The organism is Mesorhizobium sp. WSM4815, from assembly GCF_055811575.1.
Map to the genome: position 1 here is coordinate 1 of NZ_JBVVQS010000072.1, position 16,778 is coordinate 16,778.

22 protein-coding genes are annotated in these 16,778 nt (G+C 60.9%); 8 read left to right on the top strand and 14 right to left on the bottom strand.

Annotated elements, in window-relative coordinates; genetic code table 11:
• Positions 1-56: 56 nt before the first annotated feature.
• Positions 57-269 (bottom strand): KTSC domain-containing protein, encoded by a 213-nt coding sequence (locus AC0L2B_RS02775; RefSeq protein ID WP_287260658.1) that lies wholly within the window; start codon positions 267-269, stop codon positions 57-59.
• Between the two features lie 391 nt (positions 270-660).
• On the opposite strand from AC0L2B_RS02775, the gene AC0L2B_RS02780 reads away from it, so the two are divergent.
• On the top strand, positions 661-1,485 hold the full coding sequence (locus tag AC0L2B_RS02780; RefSeq protein ID WP_473744070.1) for a class I SAM-dependent methyltransferase: 825 nt from the start codon (positions 661-663) through the stop codon (positions 1,483-1,485).
• 307 nt (positions 1,486-1,792) lie between these two features.
• Here AC0L2B_RS02780 and AC0L2B_RS02785 read toward each other — a convergent pair whose 3' ends face one another.
• The 4 genes from AC0L2B_RS02785 to AC0L2B_RS02800 all read right to left on the bottom strand — a co-directional run bounded on the left by AC0L2B_RS02785 (position 1,793) and on the right by AC0L2B_RS02800 (position 3,386).
• The gene (locus AC0L2B_RS02785; RefSeq protein WP_128247775.1) at positions 1,793-2,041 is read right to left on the bottom strand and encodes a DUF982 domain-containing protein; all 249 of its coding nucleotides are present in this window, start codon (positions 2,039-2,041) and stop codon (positions 1,793-1,795) included.
• Between the two features lie 8 nt (positions 2,042-2,049).
• Positions 2,050-2,280 carry a DUF982 domain-containing protein gene (locus AC0L2B_RS02790; protein WP_473744071.1) on the bottom strand — a complete coding sequence of 77 codons (231 nt, stop codon included), beginning with the start codon at positions 2,278-2,280 and terminating at the stop codon, positions 2,050-2,052.
• A 495-nt stretch (positions 2,281-2,775) separates the two neighbouring features.
• Complete coding sequence (locus tag AC0L2B_RS02795) at positions 2,776-3,198, bottom strand: type II toxin-antitoxin system HicB family antitoxin (RefSeq protein ID WP_473744073.1); 423 nt, start codon at positions 3,196-3,198, stop codon at positions 2,776-2,778.
• Positions 3,199-3,212: 14 nt separating this feature from the next.
• The gene (locus AC0L2B_RS02800) at positions 3,213-3,386 is read right to left on the bottom strand and encodes a type II toxin-antitoxin system HicA family toxin (protein WP_128247772.1); all 174 of its coding nucleotides are present in this window, start codon (positions 3,384-3,386) and stop codon (positions 3,213-3,215) included.
• 329 nt (positions 3,387-3,715) lie between these two features.
• On the opposite strand from AC0L2B_RS02800, the gene AC0L2B_RS02805 reads away from it, so the two are divergent.
• The 4 genes from AC0L2B_RS02805 (at position 3,716) to AC0L2B_RS02820 (ending at position 5,906) form a co-directional block, all read left to right on the top strand.
• Positions 3,716-4,399: a Crp/Fnr family transcriptional regulator gene (locus AC0L2B_RS02805; RefSeq protein WP_473481536.1), complete on the top strand. Its 684-nt coding sequence runs from the start codon at positions 3,716-3,718 to the stop codon at positions 4,397-4,399.
• Positions 4,400-4,556: 157 nt separating this feature from the next.
• The gene (locus AC0L2B_RS02810) at positions 4,557-4,862 is read left to right on the top strand and encodes a hypothetical protein (RefSeq protein WP_287260654.1); all 306 of its coding nucleotides are present in this window, start codon (positions 4,557-4,559) and stop codon (positions 4,860-4,862) included.
• A 7-nt stretch (positions 4,863-4,869) separates the two neighbouring features.
• Positions 4,870-5,094 carry a hypothetical protein gene (locus AC0L2B_RS02815; protein WP_473744075.1) on the top strand — a complete coding sequence of 75 codons (225 nt, stop codon included), beginning with the start codon at positions 4,870-4,872 and terminating at the stop codon, positions 5,092-5,094.
• Positions 5,095-5,606: 512 nt separating this feature from the next.
• The gene (locus AC0L2B_RS02820; protein WP_091595134.1) at positions 5,607-5,906 is read left to right on the top strand and encodes a DUF1236 domain-containing protein; all 300 of its coding nucleotides are present in this window, start codon (positions 5,607-5,609) and stop codon (positions 5,904-5,906) included.
• Positions 5,907-6,111: 205 nt separating this feature from the next.
• Here the strand turns inward: AC0L2B_RS02820 and AC0L2B_RS02825 are convergent, their stop codons facing one another.
• Positions 6,112-7,005: a transglutaminase family protein gene (locus AC0L2B_RS02825; protein ID WP_473744114.1), complete on the bottom strand. Its 894-nt coding sequence runs from the start codon at positions 7,003-7,005 to the stop codon at positions 6,112-6,114.
• A gap of 311 nt (positions 7,006-7,316) precedes the next feature.
• Between AC0L2B_RS02825 and AC0L2B_RS02830 the strand changes: the two genes are divergently transcribed.
• Positions 7,317-7,517: a hypothetical protein gene (locus tag AC0L2B_RS02830; protein ID WP_473494503.1), complete on the top strand. Its 201-nt coding sequence runs from the start codon at positions 7,317-7,319 to the stop codon at positions 7,515-7,517.
• Between the two features lie 128 nt (positions 7,518-7,645).
• Here AC0L2B_RS02830 and AC0L2B_RS02835 read toward each other — a convergent pair whose 3' ends face one another.
• Complete coding sequence (locus AC0L2B_RS02835) at positions 7,646-7,846, bottom strand: CsbD family protein (protein WP_091595138.1); 201 nt, start codon at positions 7,844-7,846, stop codon at positions 7,646-7,648.
• A 198-nt stretch (positions 7,847-8,044) separates the two neighbouring features.
• Complete coding sequence (locus AC0L2B_RS02840; protein ID WP_236473004.1) at positions 8,045-8,329, bottom strand: hypothetical protein; 285 nt, start codon at positions 8,327-8,329, stop codon at positions 8,045-8,047.
• Between the two features lie 216 nt (positions 8,330-8,545).
• Between AC0L2B_RS02840 and AC0L2B_RS02845 the strand changes: the two genes are divergently transcribed.
• Positions 8,546-8,824, top strand: coding sequence for a DUF3606 domain-containing protein (locus AC0L2B_RS02845; protein WP_473744076.1), 279 nt, complete (start codon positions 8,546-8,548; stop codon positions 8,822-8,824).
• Between the two features lie 33 nt (positions 8,825-8,857).
• Here AC0L2B_RS02845 and AC0L2B_RS02850 read toward each other — a convergent pair whose 3' ends face one another.
• The 3 genes from AC0L2B_RS02850 to AC0L2B_RS02860 all read right to left on the bottom strand — a co-directional run bounded on the left by AC0L2B_RS02850 (position 8,858) and on the right by AC0L2B_RS02860 (position 11,664).
• A complete protein-coding gene (locus tag AC0L2B_RS02850) occupies positions 8,858-9,778 on the bottom strand; it encodes a YihY/virulence factor BrkB family protein (protein ID WP_473744077.1) in 921 nt (306 codons plus the stop codon).
• 176 nt (positions 9,779-9,954) lie between these two features.
• Positions 9,955-10,674, bottom strand: coding sequence for a hypothetical protein (locus AC0L2B_RS02855; RefSeq protein ID WP_473744079.1), 720 nt, complete (start codon positions 10,672-10,674; stop codon positions 9,955-9,957).
• A 216-nt stretch (positions 10,675-10,890) separates the two neighbouring features.
• Complete coding sequence (locus tag AC0L2B_RS02860; protein WP_091595146.1) at positions 10,891-11,664, bottom strand: SDR family NAD(P)-dependent oxidoreductase; 774 nt, start codon at positions 11,662-11,664, stop codon at positions 10,891-10,893.
• Positions 11,665-11,859: 195 nt separating this feature from the next.
• Between AC0L2B_RS02860 and AC0L2B_RS02865 the strand changes: the two genes are divergently transcribed.
• Positions 11,860-13,176, top strand: coding sequence for an NAD(P)H-dependent oxidoreductase (locus tag AC0L2B_RS02865; RefSeq protein WP_473744080.1), 1,317 nt, complete (start codon positions 11,860-11,862; stop codon positions 13,174-13,176).
• A gap of 234 nt (positions 13,177-13,410) precedes the next feature.
• On the opposite strand, the gene proC is transcribed toward AC0L2B_RS02865, so the two are convergent.
• From proC to AC0L2B_RS02880, 3 genes are all read right to left on the bottom strand, one after another.
• Positions 13,411-14,226, bottom strand: a complete 816-nt coding sequence (gene proC / locus AC0L2B_RS02870; RefSeq protein WP_473744081.1) for a pyrroline-5-carboxylate reductase — start codon at positions 14,224-14,226, stop codon at positions 13,411-13,413.
• 186 nt (positions 14,227-14,412) lie between these two features.
• Positions 14,413-15,732 (bottom strand): O-antigen ligase family protein, encoded by a 1,320-nt coding sequence (locus AC0L2B_RS02875; RefSeq protein ID WP_473744082.1) that lies wholly within the window; start codon positions 15,730-15,732, stop codon positions 14,413-14,415.
• Positions 15,701-16,699, bottom strand: a complete 999-nt coding sequence (locus AC0L2B_RS02880; RefSeq protein ID WP_473744083.1) for a glycosyltransferase family 2 protein — start codon at positions 16,697-16,699, stop codon at positions 15,701-15,703. Before AC0L2B_RS02880 ends, AC0L2B_RS02875 begins: the two co-directional genes overlap by 32 nt.
• Positions 16,700-16,778 lie beyond the last annotated feature (79 nt).

The following is a 16,778-nucleotide window of genomic DNA, read 5'->3' on the forward strand; positions in this document are numbered from 1 at the left end:
GGCCGCGACGAATGAGCCGCATCCCTGCCAAAAGAGAGATCGTCCGCTGATGCTGCTCAGTCGACCGCGGGTCCAACTAGACGGTAGCGGAAGTGATTTCGGATGTGGCCGTTGAAGAAGCGGCCCTTGGCGAAGGCGGCTTGGAACTCGGCGAAGGTCTCCGGCGGCACGTCCTCAAACTGGTAGCATTTACCGCTGGCCACGAGCCACACCGGGAGGACTTTGCGCTCCGGATCGTATTCCGTTTTGTGTATCGAGGTCGACGGCATGACGTGACTACTCCAATCAGGGAGAGAGTCCATCTGAAGTTGCCCGCGCCCACGGAGGGGAAGGGCGCGGGCCGATCGGGAGGGGACACCGATCTCGCAGCACAGAAGATGCTGCAGTAGGCGAACGTCCTGCCCATGCCGGTGTTCCATAGGAAACAAAAAAACCCGCCGCACAGGAGAGCGACGGGGCGATCAAGCGGTCACCGAGCGCGGGTGGGTCGGGATTTGCCCGGTTCGCGGATCGTGGAAGAATCCTAGGCGGCCGGCTGCGGCGCGTCTACTAACCGGCGGTTGGCCCGGTTGCTTGTTTGACAGACACGCGCTTATGATGGCTGCTTGAAGCGTCGATTGGGCCTTTTGCCGAGCGGCTCGTTGTGCGGGAGGGAACGCTATGGCCCAGCAGGAGCAGTGGCAGCTGGAAGGCAGCGCCGCGGAACTCTACGAGCGCTACCTGGTCCCGGCGATCACAACCCTGTGGGCTGCCGACCTGGTGGATCGCGCTGTGCCTCTATCTGATGAGCGGGTTCTGGACGTAGCTTGCGGCACCGGCGTGGTGGCACGCTTGGCGGCCGAGCGTATGGGAAGTGGGCAGGTCGTCGGCCTCGACATCAACACGGGCATGCTTGCCGTTGCTCGATCCCTCCCGACAGGCGCTGGACCGCGTATCGACTGGCACGAGGGAAGCGCGCTCGAAATGCCGTTCCCTGACGCCACCTTCGATCTGGTTCTTTGCCAGCTCGGACTGCAGTTTTTCCCGGACCGATCGAGTGCGCTACGTGAGATGTTCCGGGTGCTGGTGCCTGACGGCCGACTGGCCTTAAGCGTTTTCAGCGCTATTGAGCGCACTCCTGCGGCAAAGGCGCTGGTGGACGCCTTGGATCGACACCTCGGTCCAGGCGCTTCGGCAACGAAACGGTCCGAGCATTCACTCGCCGATGCGGACGAGCTTTACCGATTGGTGGCCGGGGCGGGATTTCGTCAGGTGACCATCCACACGACGACACAGAACATCCGATTCCCCTCGTCAAAGGAATATGTGCGACTACAGCTGGCAGCGACTCCGCAGGCAGGGCTGGTCAGCGGAATGGATGCCGGACATCGGGACGCAGTCATCGCAGCGATCATGGGTGATGTAAGTTCCTCGCTGGCAATCTATTCAACTGGAGGAGAGCTGATGTTCCCCCAAGAGGCTCACGTCGTGCTCGCACGCAAATAGCGCAGCTGATTCTGCGGCATCCGGTGTTCAATAGCGCCCACGGAAAGTGAGCCTAATTAGAGGAGGAGCGTTGCGTAGCAGCCCCTCCTCCTTGGCAGCAACCTCGAAGGCCTTCCTTACGTCGTCGGGCGTGCGCTCGCCTTCAATGAGGCCATACAGACATCGACCGCCGCCTTCCACTTAGATCCCCGCTTGGTCCACTTCATGAGTTCTATAGCGGCACCCTCGACATTGGTGCAGACGCAGGTGAGCCCAGGTTGGTCGGTTTCGATAAAGACCGGAGGGTGAATCCAATGGATGATACCTCCTACTCAGGCGAGAGATACATCTCCGCCTCCTTAGCGGCAGCCACGAAAGCCTTTCGGATCACGTGAGGGTCAATCGGATCGCCCTCCAGTGCTGACAGGCAGAGGGTCCACGCCTTGTGCCAGTGAGGTCCTCTCCGGGTCCACGTCTTGAGCTGCTCAAGGGCTGCCCTCGCATTGTTGCAGCCATGCCTGGCACCGTCCGTTTCAGACTTCACGAACACTGGAGGGACGAACCAAAGGGTTGCCATGATACCTCCTACTCAGGCGAGAGATATACGGTCGCCTCCTTGGCCGCCGCCTCAAAGGCTTCACGGACTCTTGGGGGGACACTGCCCTCGAACGCGTCAACGCATAATTGGACCGCTTTCGTCCACCTCGGCCCCTTTGTGTCCCACGCCATGAGTTCCTCGGCGGCTCCCTCGACGTGGCTGACCCCATGGCGAGTGGCCGGACGCTTCGCCTTCACGTAGAACCAGAGGAGTCTCATGAGGAGTAGATTAGGGGATGCTCACATGTTTGGTAGAGGCGGATCACAGCGGCGGCTCGGTCGATATCTCTGGCCGGCCTCATTTTCGGTGAAGCCGTCGCTTACCGCCCCATTTTCGAGGCCGACAGAAGTTCTTCCTCGTCCACCACTCCGGCGCCAGTTCGGACCGCTCTGTTACCCTCCCGAAATGCCTTTCAACAAAGTCTTTGAAATCGTTCTCGCCAAGTTGCAGTTGAGGAGATCCGAACTTAGGCGTTTTGCGGTTTACGTGAACGGTCGTCGGCCTACGGAACAAAGCGCGAAACTGCACGCCTTGGAGCGAAGAAACGTCAGCTTTGGGGCCAAAGACATGATCGCTTACGATGCCAGCTTCGCCTTTTGTGCGGATCGCTTCGGCGGCTTCTTTTTGCTGAGCGCCAGCAGACTCGCGGACAGTTGCCCACGATGGATTTTATCTTATCGTTTGCCCGCCCACCTCCATCTATCTTGCGGCAGCTAGGCGGCAACGCGAATGTCGACTTCCACCGTGCGTCCTAGCGCGGAGAAGGCCGCTTCCAACTGTTCAAGTCTGGATCTGTGATCAAGCCTGAACAGGCGGTCGACAGACTCCCTCTTCCAATCCAATCGCCTGGCCAATTCAGCTCGCGTTATATCCGAATCCCTGAGCGACCAATAAAGATTCAGCTTGAGCCAAGTCAGTGCCGGTAAATCGATGACCAAACCCGGTTGGCCATCTGGGCGAGGGACGTCCTCACCATCGTCGATCATACTTGCCAGTGCGGTCTCTATGACACCAACTGCGTGCTGGCGCACACCCTGCTCATCCTCTGCGAACGTCACCACAATTGGCAATTGCGGGCATGTAATGAGCAGCGTTCCGTTGTCGTCCGGTTCCACGTTGATGCGATATCCAGCCATCACTTCAATCCCAACTACTTTTTGACTGCATTGACCAGGCCTGTTCCGAGTTCCTTGCCAGCGTCATGCATTGGCAATTCCGACTTGCGATCACCACGGCGGATGATCAGGTGGCCGGAGCCGCCCTTCTTGCTTTCGAAGGTGCAACCCTGCGCAGCGAGCCATTTCTTAAGTTCCTTGCTGTTCACGCATATAAGGAACTCCACACAAATGTTGAAGCCAACATAAATGTGGAATATCCTAGGCGTGGGCGCCGGTAACCTGCGCAATGGGGCCTTCAGAAGCCCTCCCTTTACCAAGGGCAAGGGAGAGGTCGAGAGTTCAATCCTAGCCGGCGCGCAAGGATGCGCAACGGGGATCGACCGCCGCCACCTTGTCTCAGTTTGAAGTTCGGCCGCGGGTGGCGAAGGTTTTGCCAATCGCGTGTTTGCAGCCTATGCTTTGATATCGGCCGCCAGTGCTGCGGATGCAGCCGACAGTAAGAGGGTACGTGCTCTTGCCCGTCAGGGAGAGAGCCGTGTCCCAGTCTCGCAATCATCTGTTGAAAGCCCTCTCCCCAGAGGATTTCGCGCTGCTGCTGCCGTCAATGCATCATGTCCAACTGGACCTCAAAGCCCAGCTGGAGGTGCCGCATCAGCCGATCGGGCATGTGTATTTTCCAGAGGCGGGTATCGCTTCGGTGGTCGCCACCATGACTGGAGGGCGGCAGAGTGAAGTCGGGATCATTGGCTATGATGGCATGACAGGCGTTGCCGTCATTCTCGGCCAGGACAGCTCTCCCAACGAAACCTACATCCAGGTCGCAGGCAATGGCTGGTGCCTGCCAGTTGAGAACCTTCGGTCTGAGGTGGCAAAGAGCCAGTCGCTTGGCGCGTCGCTGCTTGCCTATGCCCACGCCTTCCTCGTCCAGTCGTCGCGAACGGCACTGGTCAATGGCCATTCCAAGATCGAGGAACGGCTGGCCCGCTGGTTGCTGATGGTCCACGACCGAACCGAGGGCAACAAGATCCAGCTGACGCATGAATTTCTGGCGACCATGCTCGGCTCTCGGCGCCCCGGCGTTACCACCGCCCTGCAAATGCTGGAGTATCGGGGGCTGGTTCACGCCAGGCGCGGCGAGATCACGATCGTCGACCGTTCCGGAATGATAAAGCTCACACATGGCGCCTATGGCGACGAGGAGCAGCGTCACTTCGGCTGATGCATGTCGCGCACAAGCATGCCCCTCGGGCCTGACCCAGTGCCTTACCCGAGGGTGTGCAGCGGTTTGGCGACATGCATGAAACAACAACCTGAAGCGCGTCGCATGAGGCCGGTCAAACGCGACGCGCTCCGCCTGATTGTCCGATATCGGACATATGCTTGAAGGCCGCCGCGTGTTAGACGAAAGTCGTATTCTTGGCAGGGAGGAACTGTTGATGAGCCACACTTTTCACACAGTCACCGTTGAAGGCGCGACAGAGGCCTATGTCCTTTCCAGAGGCAAGGCTCGGTATCTCTCGATCGCGCAGGCGATCCGCGCCATTCGAACACTCATGCCTGCCTGCAGGGCCACCAACCACGAGTTGGAGGAGATGCTGGCGGCAGCATGCGTGGTGCACGGCGTGCCCGTCGCTTTCGACGCCAAAACAGCTGATGGCCCAGAACCACGGCTCCATTCGTAGGCCGGAAATGTCCGCGCCGCTGCAGAAGCCAAATTCATTGGATGTTCGGCAGGCGATTGTCCGCTACCTGATCGATCATGTCGACAATCCGAGCGTCTCGATAGTCGAAGTGACCATCGCCGTAAGGAAGATGTTTCCACTTTGCGAACTCACGGATTGGCAAATTGGCGATCTCATTGCGCGAAGCGCCATCGACGCGGGATTTGCGATCGATTTCGATGCGGGCCGCTAGACGCCTCTGGGCAGCAGCATAGCGGCGCCTCGGTCTCTCACGGCGGAACCAGGCTGGTAGCGCACATCGTCCGCGACGATGGGGCCGCAGGTTCCCGAGCGGACTTGCGCGTCGCCGGCCTGCCGAGCGCAGCTTATACTGGATCAATCCTGAGCGGGAGCCTGCTATAATCCCGTATGGCCGCTCGCATAGTGGTTATCCTGGCGCTGCTTTCCGCCTTCGCCTACGGCTTCGCAAAACTCGTGGAACGTTATGGCGACGCCGGCGACAGGCCCTCTGCGTGTGAAAAATGGCTACAGTCTGATTGTCCAGTCCCAAACGCGCCGCCTCAAGAAGAAACCAGGCCTTGAGCGGGCGTTCGCGGGCGCCGCCAAACATCGGCGTCGATAGGCCGTGGCAGCCGGTTCGCGCACCGCCGGTGGAACAAGAATTGCTCCGCATCGTTGAGATGACTAGGCAACCCGCCGCGGCAGCAATCAAGCACCGCAGCTGAAGGTTGCTTGGAGGCTATTATGGGAAAGCAACTTACATTGGCTGCGGCAGGCATGCTTCTGCTCGTCGGTGTCAGCGCCGCTGCCGCTCAGGACGTCATTATTCAACCCGAGCAGGACGTTGTGATCCGGGAATACGTGAAAAAGAAACCGGTGGCATCACTTAGCCTTCCCGGCGTCGAGCTCAACATCGGCACAGCCTTGCCCGAAACAGTCGAGCTCTACGAGGTGCCGGACGTTGAGTACCGCTACGTCGTCGTCGATGGCCGAACCGTCCTGGTCGATCCAGGCACGCGCAAGATCGTGAAGGTCTACGACTGACGTGACCGCTCAGGCTGAAGCCCGTCGTGCCGAAAGGCGCGGCGGGCTGGCGCCTTCCCGATATGCCGATGGCAGAGATAGAAGGTGCAATATCGCGCTGGAACAGTCATGCAACGGCGTGAATTGCGAAATGCGTAAAATCCCGACAGACACCGGCGAGCAAACTCCCGCGAACAGTTCCGAATTTGTTGGAAGATGCTGATTTTTATCGATGCTGGTGATTGCCGGCTTCCCTCGCCACCTTGACCTCCACCGTCATGCCGAGAAAGCTCGACGCGCTGCCGCAGTAGCTTCCCGAAAGTGGGATGGCTTGCCCAGGATGCCTGGCCACAGCCACCCGGATCAGATCCCGGTTGCCGACAATGCCGTTGGTGGGATCGAACTCGACCCAACCCGCGCCAGGCAAATAGACCTGGCACCAGGCATGCGTCGACCCGCCGCCGACGACAGAACCGCTGTCGCGGTTCGGCACATAGACATAGCCGGTCACAAAACGGGCGGCAAAACCGAGCGAACGAACCGCTTCCATCATGAACAGCGCAAAATCCCGGCATGTGCCTCGACGCAGGTGCAAGGTCATCAGAGGCGGTTGCGTCCCTGATTCAGTTCGACGCGAATAAACAAAGCTCTCGTGGATGGCGTAGCAAAGCGTCATCAGCAATTTGCCGGTCTCGGTGCGCCCTTTGGCGCTCACGAACTGTCGTGCCCATTTGCCGATCTCGTCGCCGTCATCGAGGTGATGGCGCTCGATGGTTTGGCTGAGGTCGGTTGCCTCGTCGGGATCATAGGAAAATGGATAGCTGAGTGCTGCGTCATCGATACGGAAATCAGGCGCATGCTGCGGCGTGTGATCGAGCCGGATGTCTGTCACGAAACGCAGTTCGTCGCCCGAGCCGTTGAAATCGATTACCGCAACGCAGTTTCCGAAAACGTCGTGGATCCAGCCAATCTCTTTCGGCTCGGGGTCGACAAACAGGCCGTGATCCAGAAGTCGCTGATCGAAACTGTCGCGCGGCCTGAACATCAGCCGGTGCTCGCCGAACGTCACCGGCTGCGTATAGCGATAGACGGTCGTGTGCTTGACTGAAAAGATCGGCATTGGCTTGCGTCGACCACCTGCGATATCAGCGCCATCATATAATCTTTTTTGATGTGCAGCGGACAAAATGGGGCTGCCCCTCAAGACGGCCGTATCAGGCGGATTGATGAACAGATCGACACGGCTAGCGCCGAAGTGGTCATCCATGGCTGCTCTTGGTTCCGTTGGCAGCATGGCAGCGAAAAAAGCAGCGGACTTGCGCCGCAGGCCTTTTGCAATCTCTAATTGGTAGACTCTCTCAAGGCCGGGGACGTTAATCCTTGCGCCGCGGAGGGGGCCAAGGCGAGGAACGTCGCAAACGGGAGGAAGCAATGAATGAGGACTACGAACTGGCTATAGACCACGACAAGCCTTACGAAATAACTGCTTTCGCTAAAAAGCACGGCCTTACGACAAGGGCCGCCGAACTGATCCTTTTCGCCTATAGCCCGTCCCGAGCGGCGTGCGATACTGCCGCAACGGCTTTCCTTACCGCCGTCGCCGTGCAAGCCAAGAGACAAGCGGCGCGCTAGCTCCGAAAACCGGGAGCGACGGCTGGCGCAGATCAACTCACCACCGTCGCATGCACCACATTTGCGAGCGTGAATTTGGATGATGTCGAGGCTGCGTCGATCGACGGCGCAGCCTCGATATTGAAGACTCAGGTGAGGCTTCTGGACCAGTCATCCACCTGGCGCTCTGCCTCTTCCTTGGCGATTCCATAGCGCTCCTGGATACGGCCTGCGAGTTGGTCACGATTGCCCTCGATGCGATCAAGGTCATCGTCGGTGAGGTCACCCCATTGCTCCTTGGCCCTACCCTTGAACTGCATCCATTTTCCCTTGATTTGATCCCAGTTCATGAATTCCTCCTTTGCTGCTCAAAGGGAAATGCAAACGGACACCACACGTTCCCGACGGCGGACCGCCAGGACGATTATTTATTGGGACGATTATTATTGGCGACGCAGCAAAAGCCGCCGGCCGAAGCCAGCGGGGCGAATTCGAGCAGACGATCCGCGTCTTGAAATCACACTCGACGGGAAAGCTTCCCCTGCCGATCAGGTGGCGCGCGCCAAGGCTATCGAGATGACGTTGTCCGTATCCGCGCCCGGTAGATCGAACAGCATCGGGAGTTGGCGGGTCATGGCCATTTCAACGATCAACTCTTCGATGGACGCTGTCGGCAAGTCGGTCTCGACACTATTCGAGATCATCGAGGCAAGCTTGTGGACTGGCACTGGTGCCGACTTCGCACGGTCGTCGAGCAACCTGCTGATTTCGATGACAACGTCTGCGTCAATGCTCTTTGGCAATTCCCGCATGGCTTTTTCCTCCCTGCCCATATTTTCTCCCCGCCCATATCATGCGCGCGCCAGAGGACTGAGTCTCGAAAAATCGACGTCTGGATTAAACCAAAGGCGTGCTTCGGTCTGATTGCTTTGGCGATGCGTCCGGGCTGCGGCGAAAAGGCGCTTTGGTGTCACATGCGGCAACGAAATCGCCCCTTTCGCGTTGGCCAATCATACATCGTCAGCAAACGCGACAAAGGAGAGTAAAACATGGCAGCCGACGCGGCGAAGCTCTATCCTCGCCACCGGGATCGGATTTCTGGCAGCGAGGATTATGTGGTAAGGCATTTTGCCCGGCAAAATGGCATCACCCCGGCGCAAGTCCATCAGTTGATCAGGAGATATGGAAGCGACCGCGCCAAGCTGGTGGCTGCGGCGAAGGAACTTCGCGCGTCGCTGCGACCGGCCAAAGCCATGCTCGCCCCAGGGCGCCGCGGCGGGCGTTTTAGCGCGGGTGTTGATGGAGGAAGTGGCTTGGGGAGGCAGTGAGCAACCGGCTGAAAAAAATTCCAGACTTCGTTTTCAGACTTTTCGATCATGGCCGCCGTGGCCGGCTTCTGCTCGCGATTTGCTTGCTTCAATGGTCGCCTCCAGATCGGATCGGCTGCCGTGTCGAACCGAGTAAGCTCGTGTAAATTCGGCGCCCAACAGAAAGATCTCGGATGAATAAAAGACCCACAGCAGCACGACGAGCAGTGCGCCGGCTGCCCCGTATGACGATGCGAGGGCGCTGGTGCCGATATACCAGCCGATCAGCGACTTGCCGATCGTGAAGAGAAACGCCGTTGCTACGGCGCCGACGCCGACGTCGCGCCATTGCAGCGCGCGGTCGGGCAGGACCTTGTAGATTGCCGCAAACAACAGCGCGATAAGCGCAAACGAAACGATGCCGTTGATCGCGCTGAGGATGAGGGTGCCAAAGGGCAGATATGCGTTGATGATATTTGCAAGCGCCGATATTGCCGCGCTTACGACCAGGGACACCAGCAGCAGAAAGCCAAGCGCCGCGACCAGACCCAGGCTGGCAGCTCGTGCTCGCACGAGACGTGAAATCGATGTGCCGCCCGGTTGGACTTTCCAGATCTCGTTCAGGGCAACCTGCATTTCGCCGAACACGCCGGATGCGGTAACCAGCAGCGTGACGAGCCCCAAAATGCTCGCCAGAGTTCCCGCCTCCTTGTGTGCTGCGTTCTCGATTGTCGCTTGCAGGAGCTCGGCGCTCTGCGGACCCATCAGGCCCGCCATCTGGGCCGAAAGCGCCAGCTGTGCCGCATCGTTTCCGAAGGCCATGCCTGCGATGGCGACGACGATGAGCAGGATCGGCGGAAGCGAGGTCGTGGCATAGAACGCCATCGCCGCCCCGTGGCTCAAGGCATTGTCGTTGATGAAGCCGACGATGCTCTCCCTAAGAAGTGTCCATGCCTCTTTCGCCACATGCCACATGTTTGCCTCGCCTGCTTCTCAAGCAAATAGAGGCAGCACCGCGGCGGACCAGAGCGTGGCAGGTCGCAAACCTAGGAGATTGGCTGAAACACCCCTCCACTTCGTCATCCTGGGGCGGAGCAAGAAGCGAAGCGACGCGGCGCAGACACTAGGATGACGAAGGCGTGGCAGAGCAATCAGGTGACGGATCCTGGCTTGTTTGGCGCGACCTGTCCGGCGGCTCTTTTTGTGAGACCGTCCTGCGTCGGGAAGGCCGCGAATGCCGCGATGGCCAGATAGATCGGAATCCCCAATTCGAGGATTTCCTCGAACACCGTCGAGGTATCGTTCCGGGCAACATGGATGCCGAGAAATGTGAGATTTGACGGCGCCCCGTCGATGGCCTTCGAAAGGACGGCGCAACCGATAGCGGCGGCAATGGCAACGGCAGTCGCCTCGCCGTGGCGAAGCCCTTGCACAAAGCTACGGAGGCCGTCTTTGAGGAGAAAATAGAAGGCAATGGCGAGGGCGATAACGACCGTCGCGCCGATCAGCTTTTCCAACAGCGGAACGTCAGGCGAAATGTAGAGGGTGGTCTTGGTGATGTTGTGGGTGGTGAAATGCGCATGGAAGTCCAACTCGCGCAGGCACATCGCGATCGCTATGGCGACGAGATACCAGCGCTTGAGCAACTCCCGATAGGACATTTCCCGCACAAGCGTCGCCACGACGATCAGGTAACCGGCGGCCGAGAAGACTTCGATGGGACCGCCCTCGCTGAGGTAGAACTTCCTGATATCTTCGGGAAGAAAGGCGAGCGGCAGGGCGATGAGAAAGACGAGCACCAGCAGCGCAAGGCCCATTTGAATGAAATAGTGGCCGTTGCCGTAACCGATCTTTCTTTCATCCCATGCCATATGTGTCTCGCCCATCTGTCTTGTGCCGGTTCTCTATTAATCGTGATTTCACTCAATTTGAAAGACTGGACCGTTGTCAAGTTGCCGCTTCGTAATGCCCGGCCACCTGCCGGTGCCCTGACGGCGTAAGCGCGGCGAACCTGACGGGGCAAAGTGCGGCGTTGGCTGTACTGTCCAGACGTGTCTTTGCAGCCATCAGCGAGACGACCCGTTCGCTCACGCCACTGACCAGCCGCCATCGACCAGTACATTCGCGCCAGTGATCATTGACGCGGCGGGCGAGGCCAGGAACACCACCGTGCCGGCGACATCGATCGGATCACCGATGCGGCCGAGCGGGATGTGCCCAAGCACATGTGCATGAAAGTCCGGATCGGCGAGCGAGGGCCGTGTTCCGTCGGTCCAGATGAAGGTCGGCGCGACGCTGTTGACGGTGATCTTGTGCTGCGCCCATTCGGCCGCGAGGCAGCGGGTGAGGTGGTTTATCGCCGCCTTGGTCATGCAGTAGATCGCTTCGCCCTTCAGCGTCACCGTGCCGGCCTGCGAACTGATGTTGATGATGCGTCCGGATTTCTGCTTGATCATCAGCCGTCCGACGGCCTGGGTGGTGAAGAACGTGCCCTTGAGGTTGACGTTCACGGTGAGGTCGAAATCCGCTTCGGTCACGTTCTCCGCGAGGTTTTCAGGCCCGAGCCCGACATTGTTGACCAGAACGTCTATGCGGCCGAAGGCGGCGTGGGCGTCGGCGACCGCTTTTCGCACCGTCGCCAGATCGGTGAGGTCCATCTGTACCGCCAGCGCGCGCCGGCCGATGCGCTCGATCTCGGCGGTGATATCCGCGCCGTCGGCAGCGCTGCGAACGCCAACGATCATGTCGGCGCCAGAGCCGGCGCAGGCGAGCGCGCAAGCGCGCCCGATGCCGCGCGAGGCGCCGGTGACCAGCGCCACCTTGTCAGCCAGATCGAATTTCGGCGTGAACTCGTTTGTCATCTCAACCTCCCTGAGAGCCCTGTCGGGGCGCCGCCCGACAGGGCGGTCTCCTCATCTCTGAACAGTAACTGGGAAGACTATCCGCTCGCGGCGCGAAAGCCAGCCGCAAGAAATTGACGACGGCGGCCGGTTTCGTTGGCAAAAGGCTGCCGTTCCCTGCTATTCCCCTTCAGATCAAAAGCAGTGGACTTGCGCATGACCAATGTCGCCTTGACCGGGCTTGCCCGCGATCTCGCCAAGCGTGCCGCGGAAGGCCGACCGGTGCGCATCGGCGTCATCGGCTCAGGCGAGATGGGCACCGACCTGGTGACGCAAGGCATGCTGATGCCGGGCATTTCGGTGTGCGCTGTCTCGACCCGCCGCCCGCACACCGCGCGCGATGCCATCCGCATCGCCTATGGCGATGAGGCGATGGCGCGCGAGGCCGATACGCCGTCGAAGCTCAGCGAGGCGATAGAGAGCGGAAAAATAGCCATCACCTCGAACGAGATGCTGGTCACCAATCCGCTGATCGACGTCGTCATCGACGCCACCGGCAAGCCCGGCGTCGCCGCCGATTTCGACCTGATGGCGATGCAGCACGGCAAGCATCTGGTGATGATGAATGTCGAGGCCGACGTCACCATCGGCTGTTATCTGAAGCAGCAGGCCGACAGCCTCGGCGTCGTCTATTCGGTCGGCGCCGGCGACGAGCCGTCGAGCTGCATGGAACTGATCGAGTTCGCTTCCGCGCTCGGCTACACCATCGTCTGCGCCGGCAAGGGCAAGAACAACCCGCTCAACCACGACGCCGTCCCTGACGACTATCGCGCGGAAGCGCTGCGCCGCAACATGAACCCGCGCATGCTGGTCGAGTTCGTCGACGGCTCGAAGACCATGGTCGAGATGTGCGCCATCGCCAACGCCACCGGGCTGGTGCCCGACATTGCCGGCATGCACGGTCCCAAGGCCGACCGCGATGAATTGGCCAAGGTGCTCATCCCGCGCGCCGACGGCGGCATCCTGTCGAGGAAGGGCGTCGTCGACTACACCATCGGCAAAGGCGTGGCGCCCGGCGTGTTCGTCATCGTCGAGGCCACGCATCCGCGCATCATCGAGCGCATGGACGATCTGCATATCGGCCATGGACCCTATTACAGCTTCTTCCGGCCCTATCATCTGACCTCGCTGGAAGTGCCGCTCACCGCCGCGCGCATCGCGCTCTATGGCAAGCCGGATATGGTGCCGCTGCCGAGGCCGGTTGCCGAGGTCTGCGCCGTGGCCAAGCGCGATCTGGCGGCGGGAGAGACATTCGACGCGATCGGCGAGACCTGCTACCGCTCCTGGACGATGACAGTCGAAGAGGCCCGCGCCAACCGCGCCGTGCCGGTCGGCCTGCTCGAAGGCGGCAAGGTGCTGAGGCCGGTCAGCAAGGGCGAGCTGCTGACATCAGCCAATGCCGCGCCCGACCCGACCACCAGGCTGTTCGCCTTGCGCCGGCTGCAGGACGAGATGCTGTACGGGGCGGGGTAGTGCGCAGAATTTGATGCCGGCCGGACAGCGCGCCCCTCTGTCCTGCCGGACATCTCCCCCAATTGGGGGGAGATCGGGCGTCACGCCGGCTTTCGCCTATCTCCAACATCGCAGTGGTGAGTGGACCGCCGAAGCTGCCAATCTCCCCCCTTGTGGGGGAGATGTCCGGCAGGACAGAGGGGGGCGCCGTAGAGCGCTGTATCCCGCACCTTGGGTGCGACGTCGGACAAGCCGCTACTTTCCCAGCTCGATCGACCGCAGCCGTGCCGCCTCCACTGCGTCGGTGAGCAGGTGGATCAGCCGATCCTCGCCCATCAGCACGGCAAGTGCGGCGGCCGTGGTGCCGTTGGGGCTGGTCACCTGCTGGCGCAGCACGCCCGCATCTTCGCCGCTTTCGGCGGCGAGCGAGGCGGCGCCATAGACCGTCTGCACGGCCAGCAGCCTGGCGGTTTTGGCTGGCAATCCGGCCGTCTCGGCAGCCACCGCCAGTGCTTCGATGAAATGGAAGACATAGGCCGGGCCAGACCCTGACACCGCCGTCACCGCGTCCATCAGGCCCTCGTCCTCGATTTCTGTCACTTCGCCGCTTGCCGAGAGCAGATCAGAAACGAAACGTTTCGTATCGATGGTAACCAGCCGGTTGGAAAACACCACCATCATGCCCTTGCCGATCGCCGCCGGCGTGTTGGGCATGCAGCGCACGATCGGCGCGCGATCGCCCAGAATGGCCTCGAAAGTGGCGACCGGCGTTCCGGCGGCGATGCTGAGGAAGGCGGTGCGGCCATCATTGAAGCGCTTGTAGGCGGCGGTCACCTCGCGGATCACTTGCGGCTTCACCGCAATGACGGCGAGGGCCGGCACCGCGTCTGCCGGAATGCCGCCGGCATCCGAGGCAGCATTGCAACCCAGCGCTTCAGCGCGCTTGCGCAGATCGGCATTGGGCTCGACCACGAAGACCGCCGCCGGGGGGAGCTTGCCCGATTTCAGCCAGCCGGAGAGCATGGCGTAGCCCATATTGCCGCAGCCGGCGAGAACAAGCCTGATCGTCATGGAAAACCTCCGCTAGAGCATCGGACCCAAAAGTGGGTACCGGTTTTGGGACAATTCGATGCTCAAACAACAAGCATTGGGCCCAAAAGTGGGGTACCGGTTTTGGCAAAATCCGATGCTCAAACCAAAAGATGTTCTCCCATAGACCCTCGCGACTAGGCGGGGAAGCCCTGTTGGGACGGAGGATCAGGACCGACCACGAACCGCCATCGGCCGCAGCGACACTTGCCTCAGGCCGAACATGCCGAACACGAAGAGCAGCCAGACCGGGTCGGCGCGATGGAAGAAGAAGCTTTCGAGGAAGGCGTTCAGCGCTGCGAACAGCACCACCATCATGAAGAAGTCGCCGAGATAGATGTTCTCCTTGCGCAAGGGAATGCGCATGTAATCGCGCAGCGGCGCGACAAGGAACGTGTAGACCGCCACGCACAAAGCCGGGATGCCCATCAGCACCGCGATGTCGAGATAGCCGTTATGGCCGTGCACGATGGTTCTGATGTCCCAGGCGCGGTCGAAAGGCTGGTCCTGGTTCAACAGCAGCGGCGTGCCCCAGAAGCTCTCGAAGCCATAGCCGGTCCATGGCCGCTTCGCCAGCATCTCGCCGGCGAACTCCCAAAGCGTCGTGCGCCCGGTGTAGGTCAGGTCGGGGAAATAGAGTGCAGCCAGATGCTTCACCGGCGGCAGGAAGACGATGCCCAGCGTGCCGATCGCTGCGGCGATGATGGCCAGCGCGAACAGGATCGGCGTGCCAAGCCGCATGCCGTTCAGGCTTGGCAGCACGACGATCAGGATCGAAAACGGCACCAGTCCGGCCGTCGTCTTGGAACCGGTGTGCAGCATGAAGATCATCGCTGCGCAAAAGATCGATGCGCCCCAGAGCCACTGTCCGCGCCGGTAGAGGTACAGCCCGGCGAAGCTGAAGCAGGCCATGACGGGCCCGGCGATGTTCTTGTGGGTGAACACGCCGCGCCACAGGCCGGCATGTTCCGGCTCCAGCGACGCGGCGGTGTGCAGCGCCTCGTTGGGAAAGACGATGAGCCCGATATAGGACAGGCCCATGACGACGACGATGGTGAAGATGATGACTTTCGAGAAAGCTTCGGCGTCGCGCGGCAGCGCCAGGATCGTCGCCATCGTCAAAATGCCGATCAGCGTGAAGAAGGCGGCGCGCATGGCCGACGGCGGATCGGTTGCCATCACCACCGAAAGCATCAGCAAAGCCAGCATCAGCAGCCAGGACGGGCTGAGCAGCGACCGCACCACGCGCGGGTCGGCAAAAGCCATGAGCGAGAAGACCGAGATCGCGCCAAGCGAGCCGAAGCCGAGCTGGTTGACGATGTCGCCGCCATCGCCGGTCGTTGCGGCGCCGGCCGGCTGGAACGGACGGAACGACACCAGGATGACGGTGAACAGCAGCGCGGCGACCGCGGTCGCGACACCGTCGCGTGTGAAGGCCGCGCTGAGCGGCGCGCGTTCAGTTCTTCTCAGGCTGCCGGTATTGCTCATTGGCATATCCGAATTCGGCAAGCACGCGGCCGACAGCGACATGGATTGGGTATAAGGCCGTCGCCAATGACCCCGTCCGCGCCAGCCGGGCCGCGCCGCGGAACGGCGAGACGGCAAGCAGCGCCAGGCTCTTCAAGAAAACCCTGGTGCCGGCGAACGGCGTGCCGGCCCGCTTCTTCTTCTCGACCAGTGTCGAGATGACGCCGTTGCGCAGGCTGCGGGCACGGATCCAGTCGGCCTCGATGCGCCGGGCCGGAACTGTTTCATGCACTTGCGCTTCGGCGCACCAGCCAAGCACAAAACCTGTTTGTGCCGCCCGGCTCAGGAAATCGGAATCGCCGCCGCCCATGAAGTTGAATTTCAGGTCGAGGAAGGGCGGCCCCATGGCGGTGAGCACGTTGCGGCCGACCAGCAAATTGCCGGAGGAATACAGCGCGGGTACCCGCCCGGTTTGCCGATAAGGTGGCGCAAAGACCGGGTGCTCGGCCCAACTGGCATGGGCCGCGTCGGCAAACACAGGCATTTGCGGGCCACCGACAATGTCGGCACCGAGCGTCTCGGCCGCATGGCACATGCGCTCGAGCCACTGCGGATCGGCGATCTCGTCGTCGTCGATGACCAGCAGGTGGCTGAAGTCAGGAAAGTGCAGGATAGCCGTCTGCCAGCCGGCATTGTAGGCGCTGCAATTGCCGCGCTCATGCGCGACGATCACCATGCCCGGAATGTCGCCGCCCTCGAACAGCGGCAGCGCCGCCCTCGCGCCGGCGCGCGCCTCGGCTTCGTTCTCGATGACGATGATTGCGAAACGTCTGCCGGTTTCCTGGGCCTTGAGCGATGCCAGCGTCGCCAGCAGTTGCTCGGGCCGTTTGAAGGTCGGCAGCGTAACGACCGCCTCGACGGCAGCGGCGACAAGTCCCGGCGACCGCCCTGCGATCGATACCGAACCGTTCGATGGCAAAGGGATCATCCGTGTCCAGCCCGGGATTGGTGAGTTCGGCTCTCGATAGCATCCGTGATGATAACGTTTCGTTTATCACCTTCGTGGA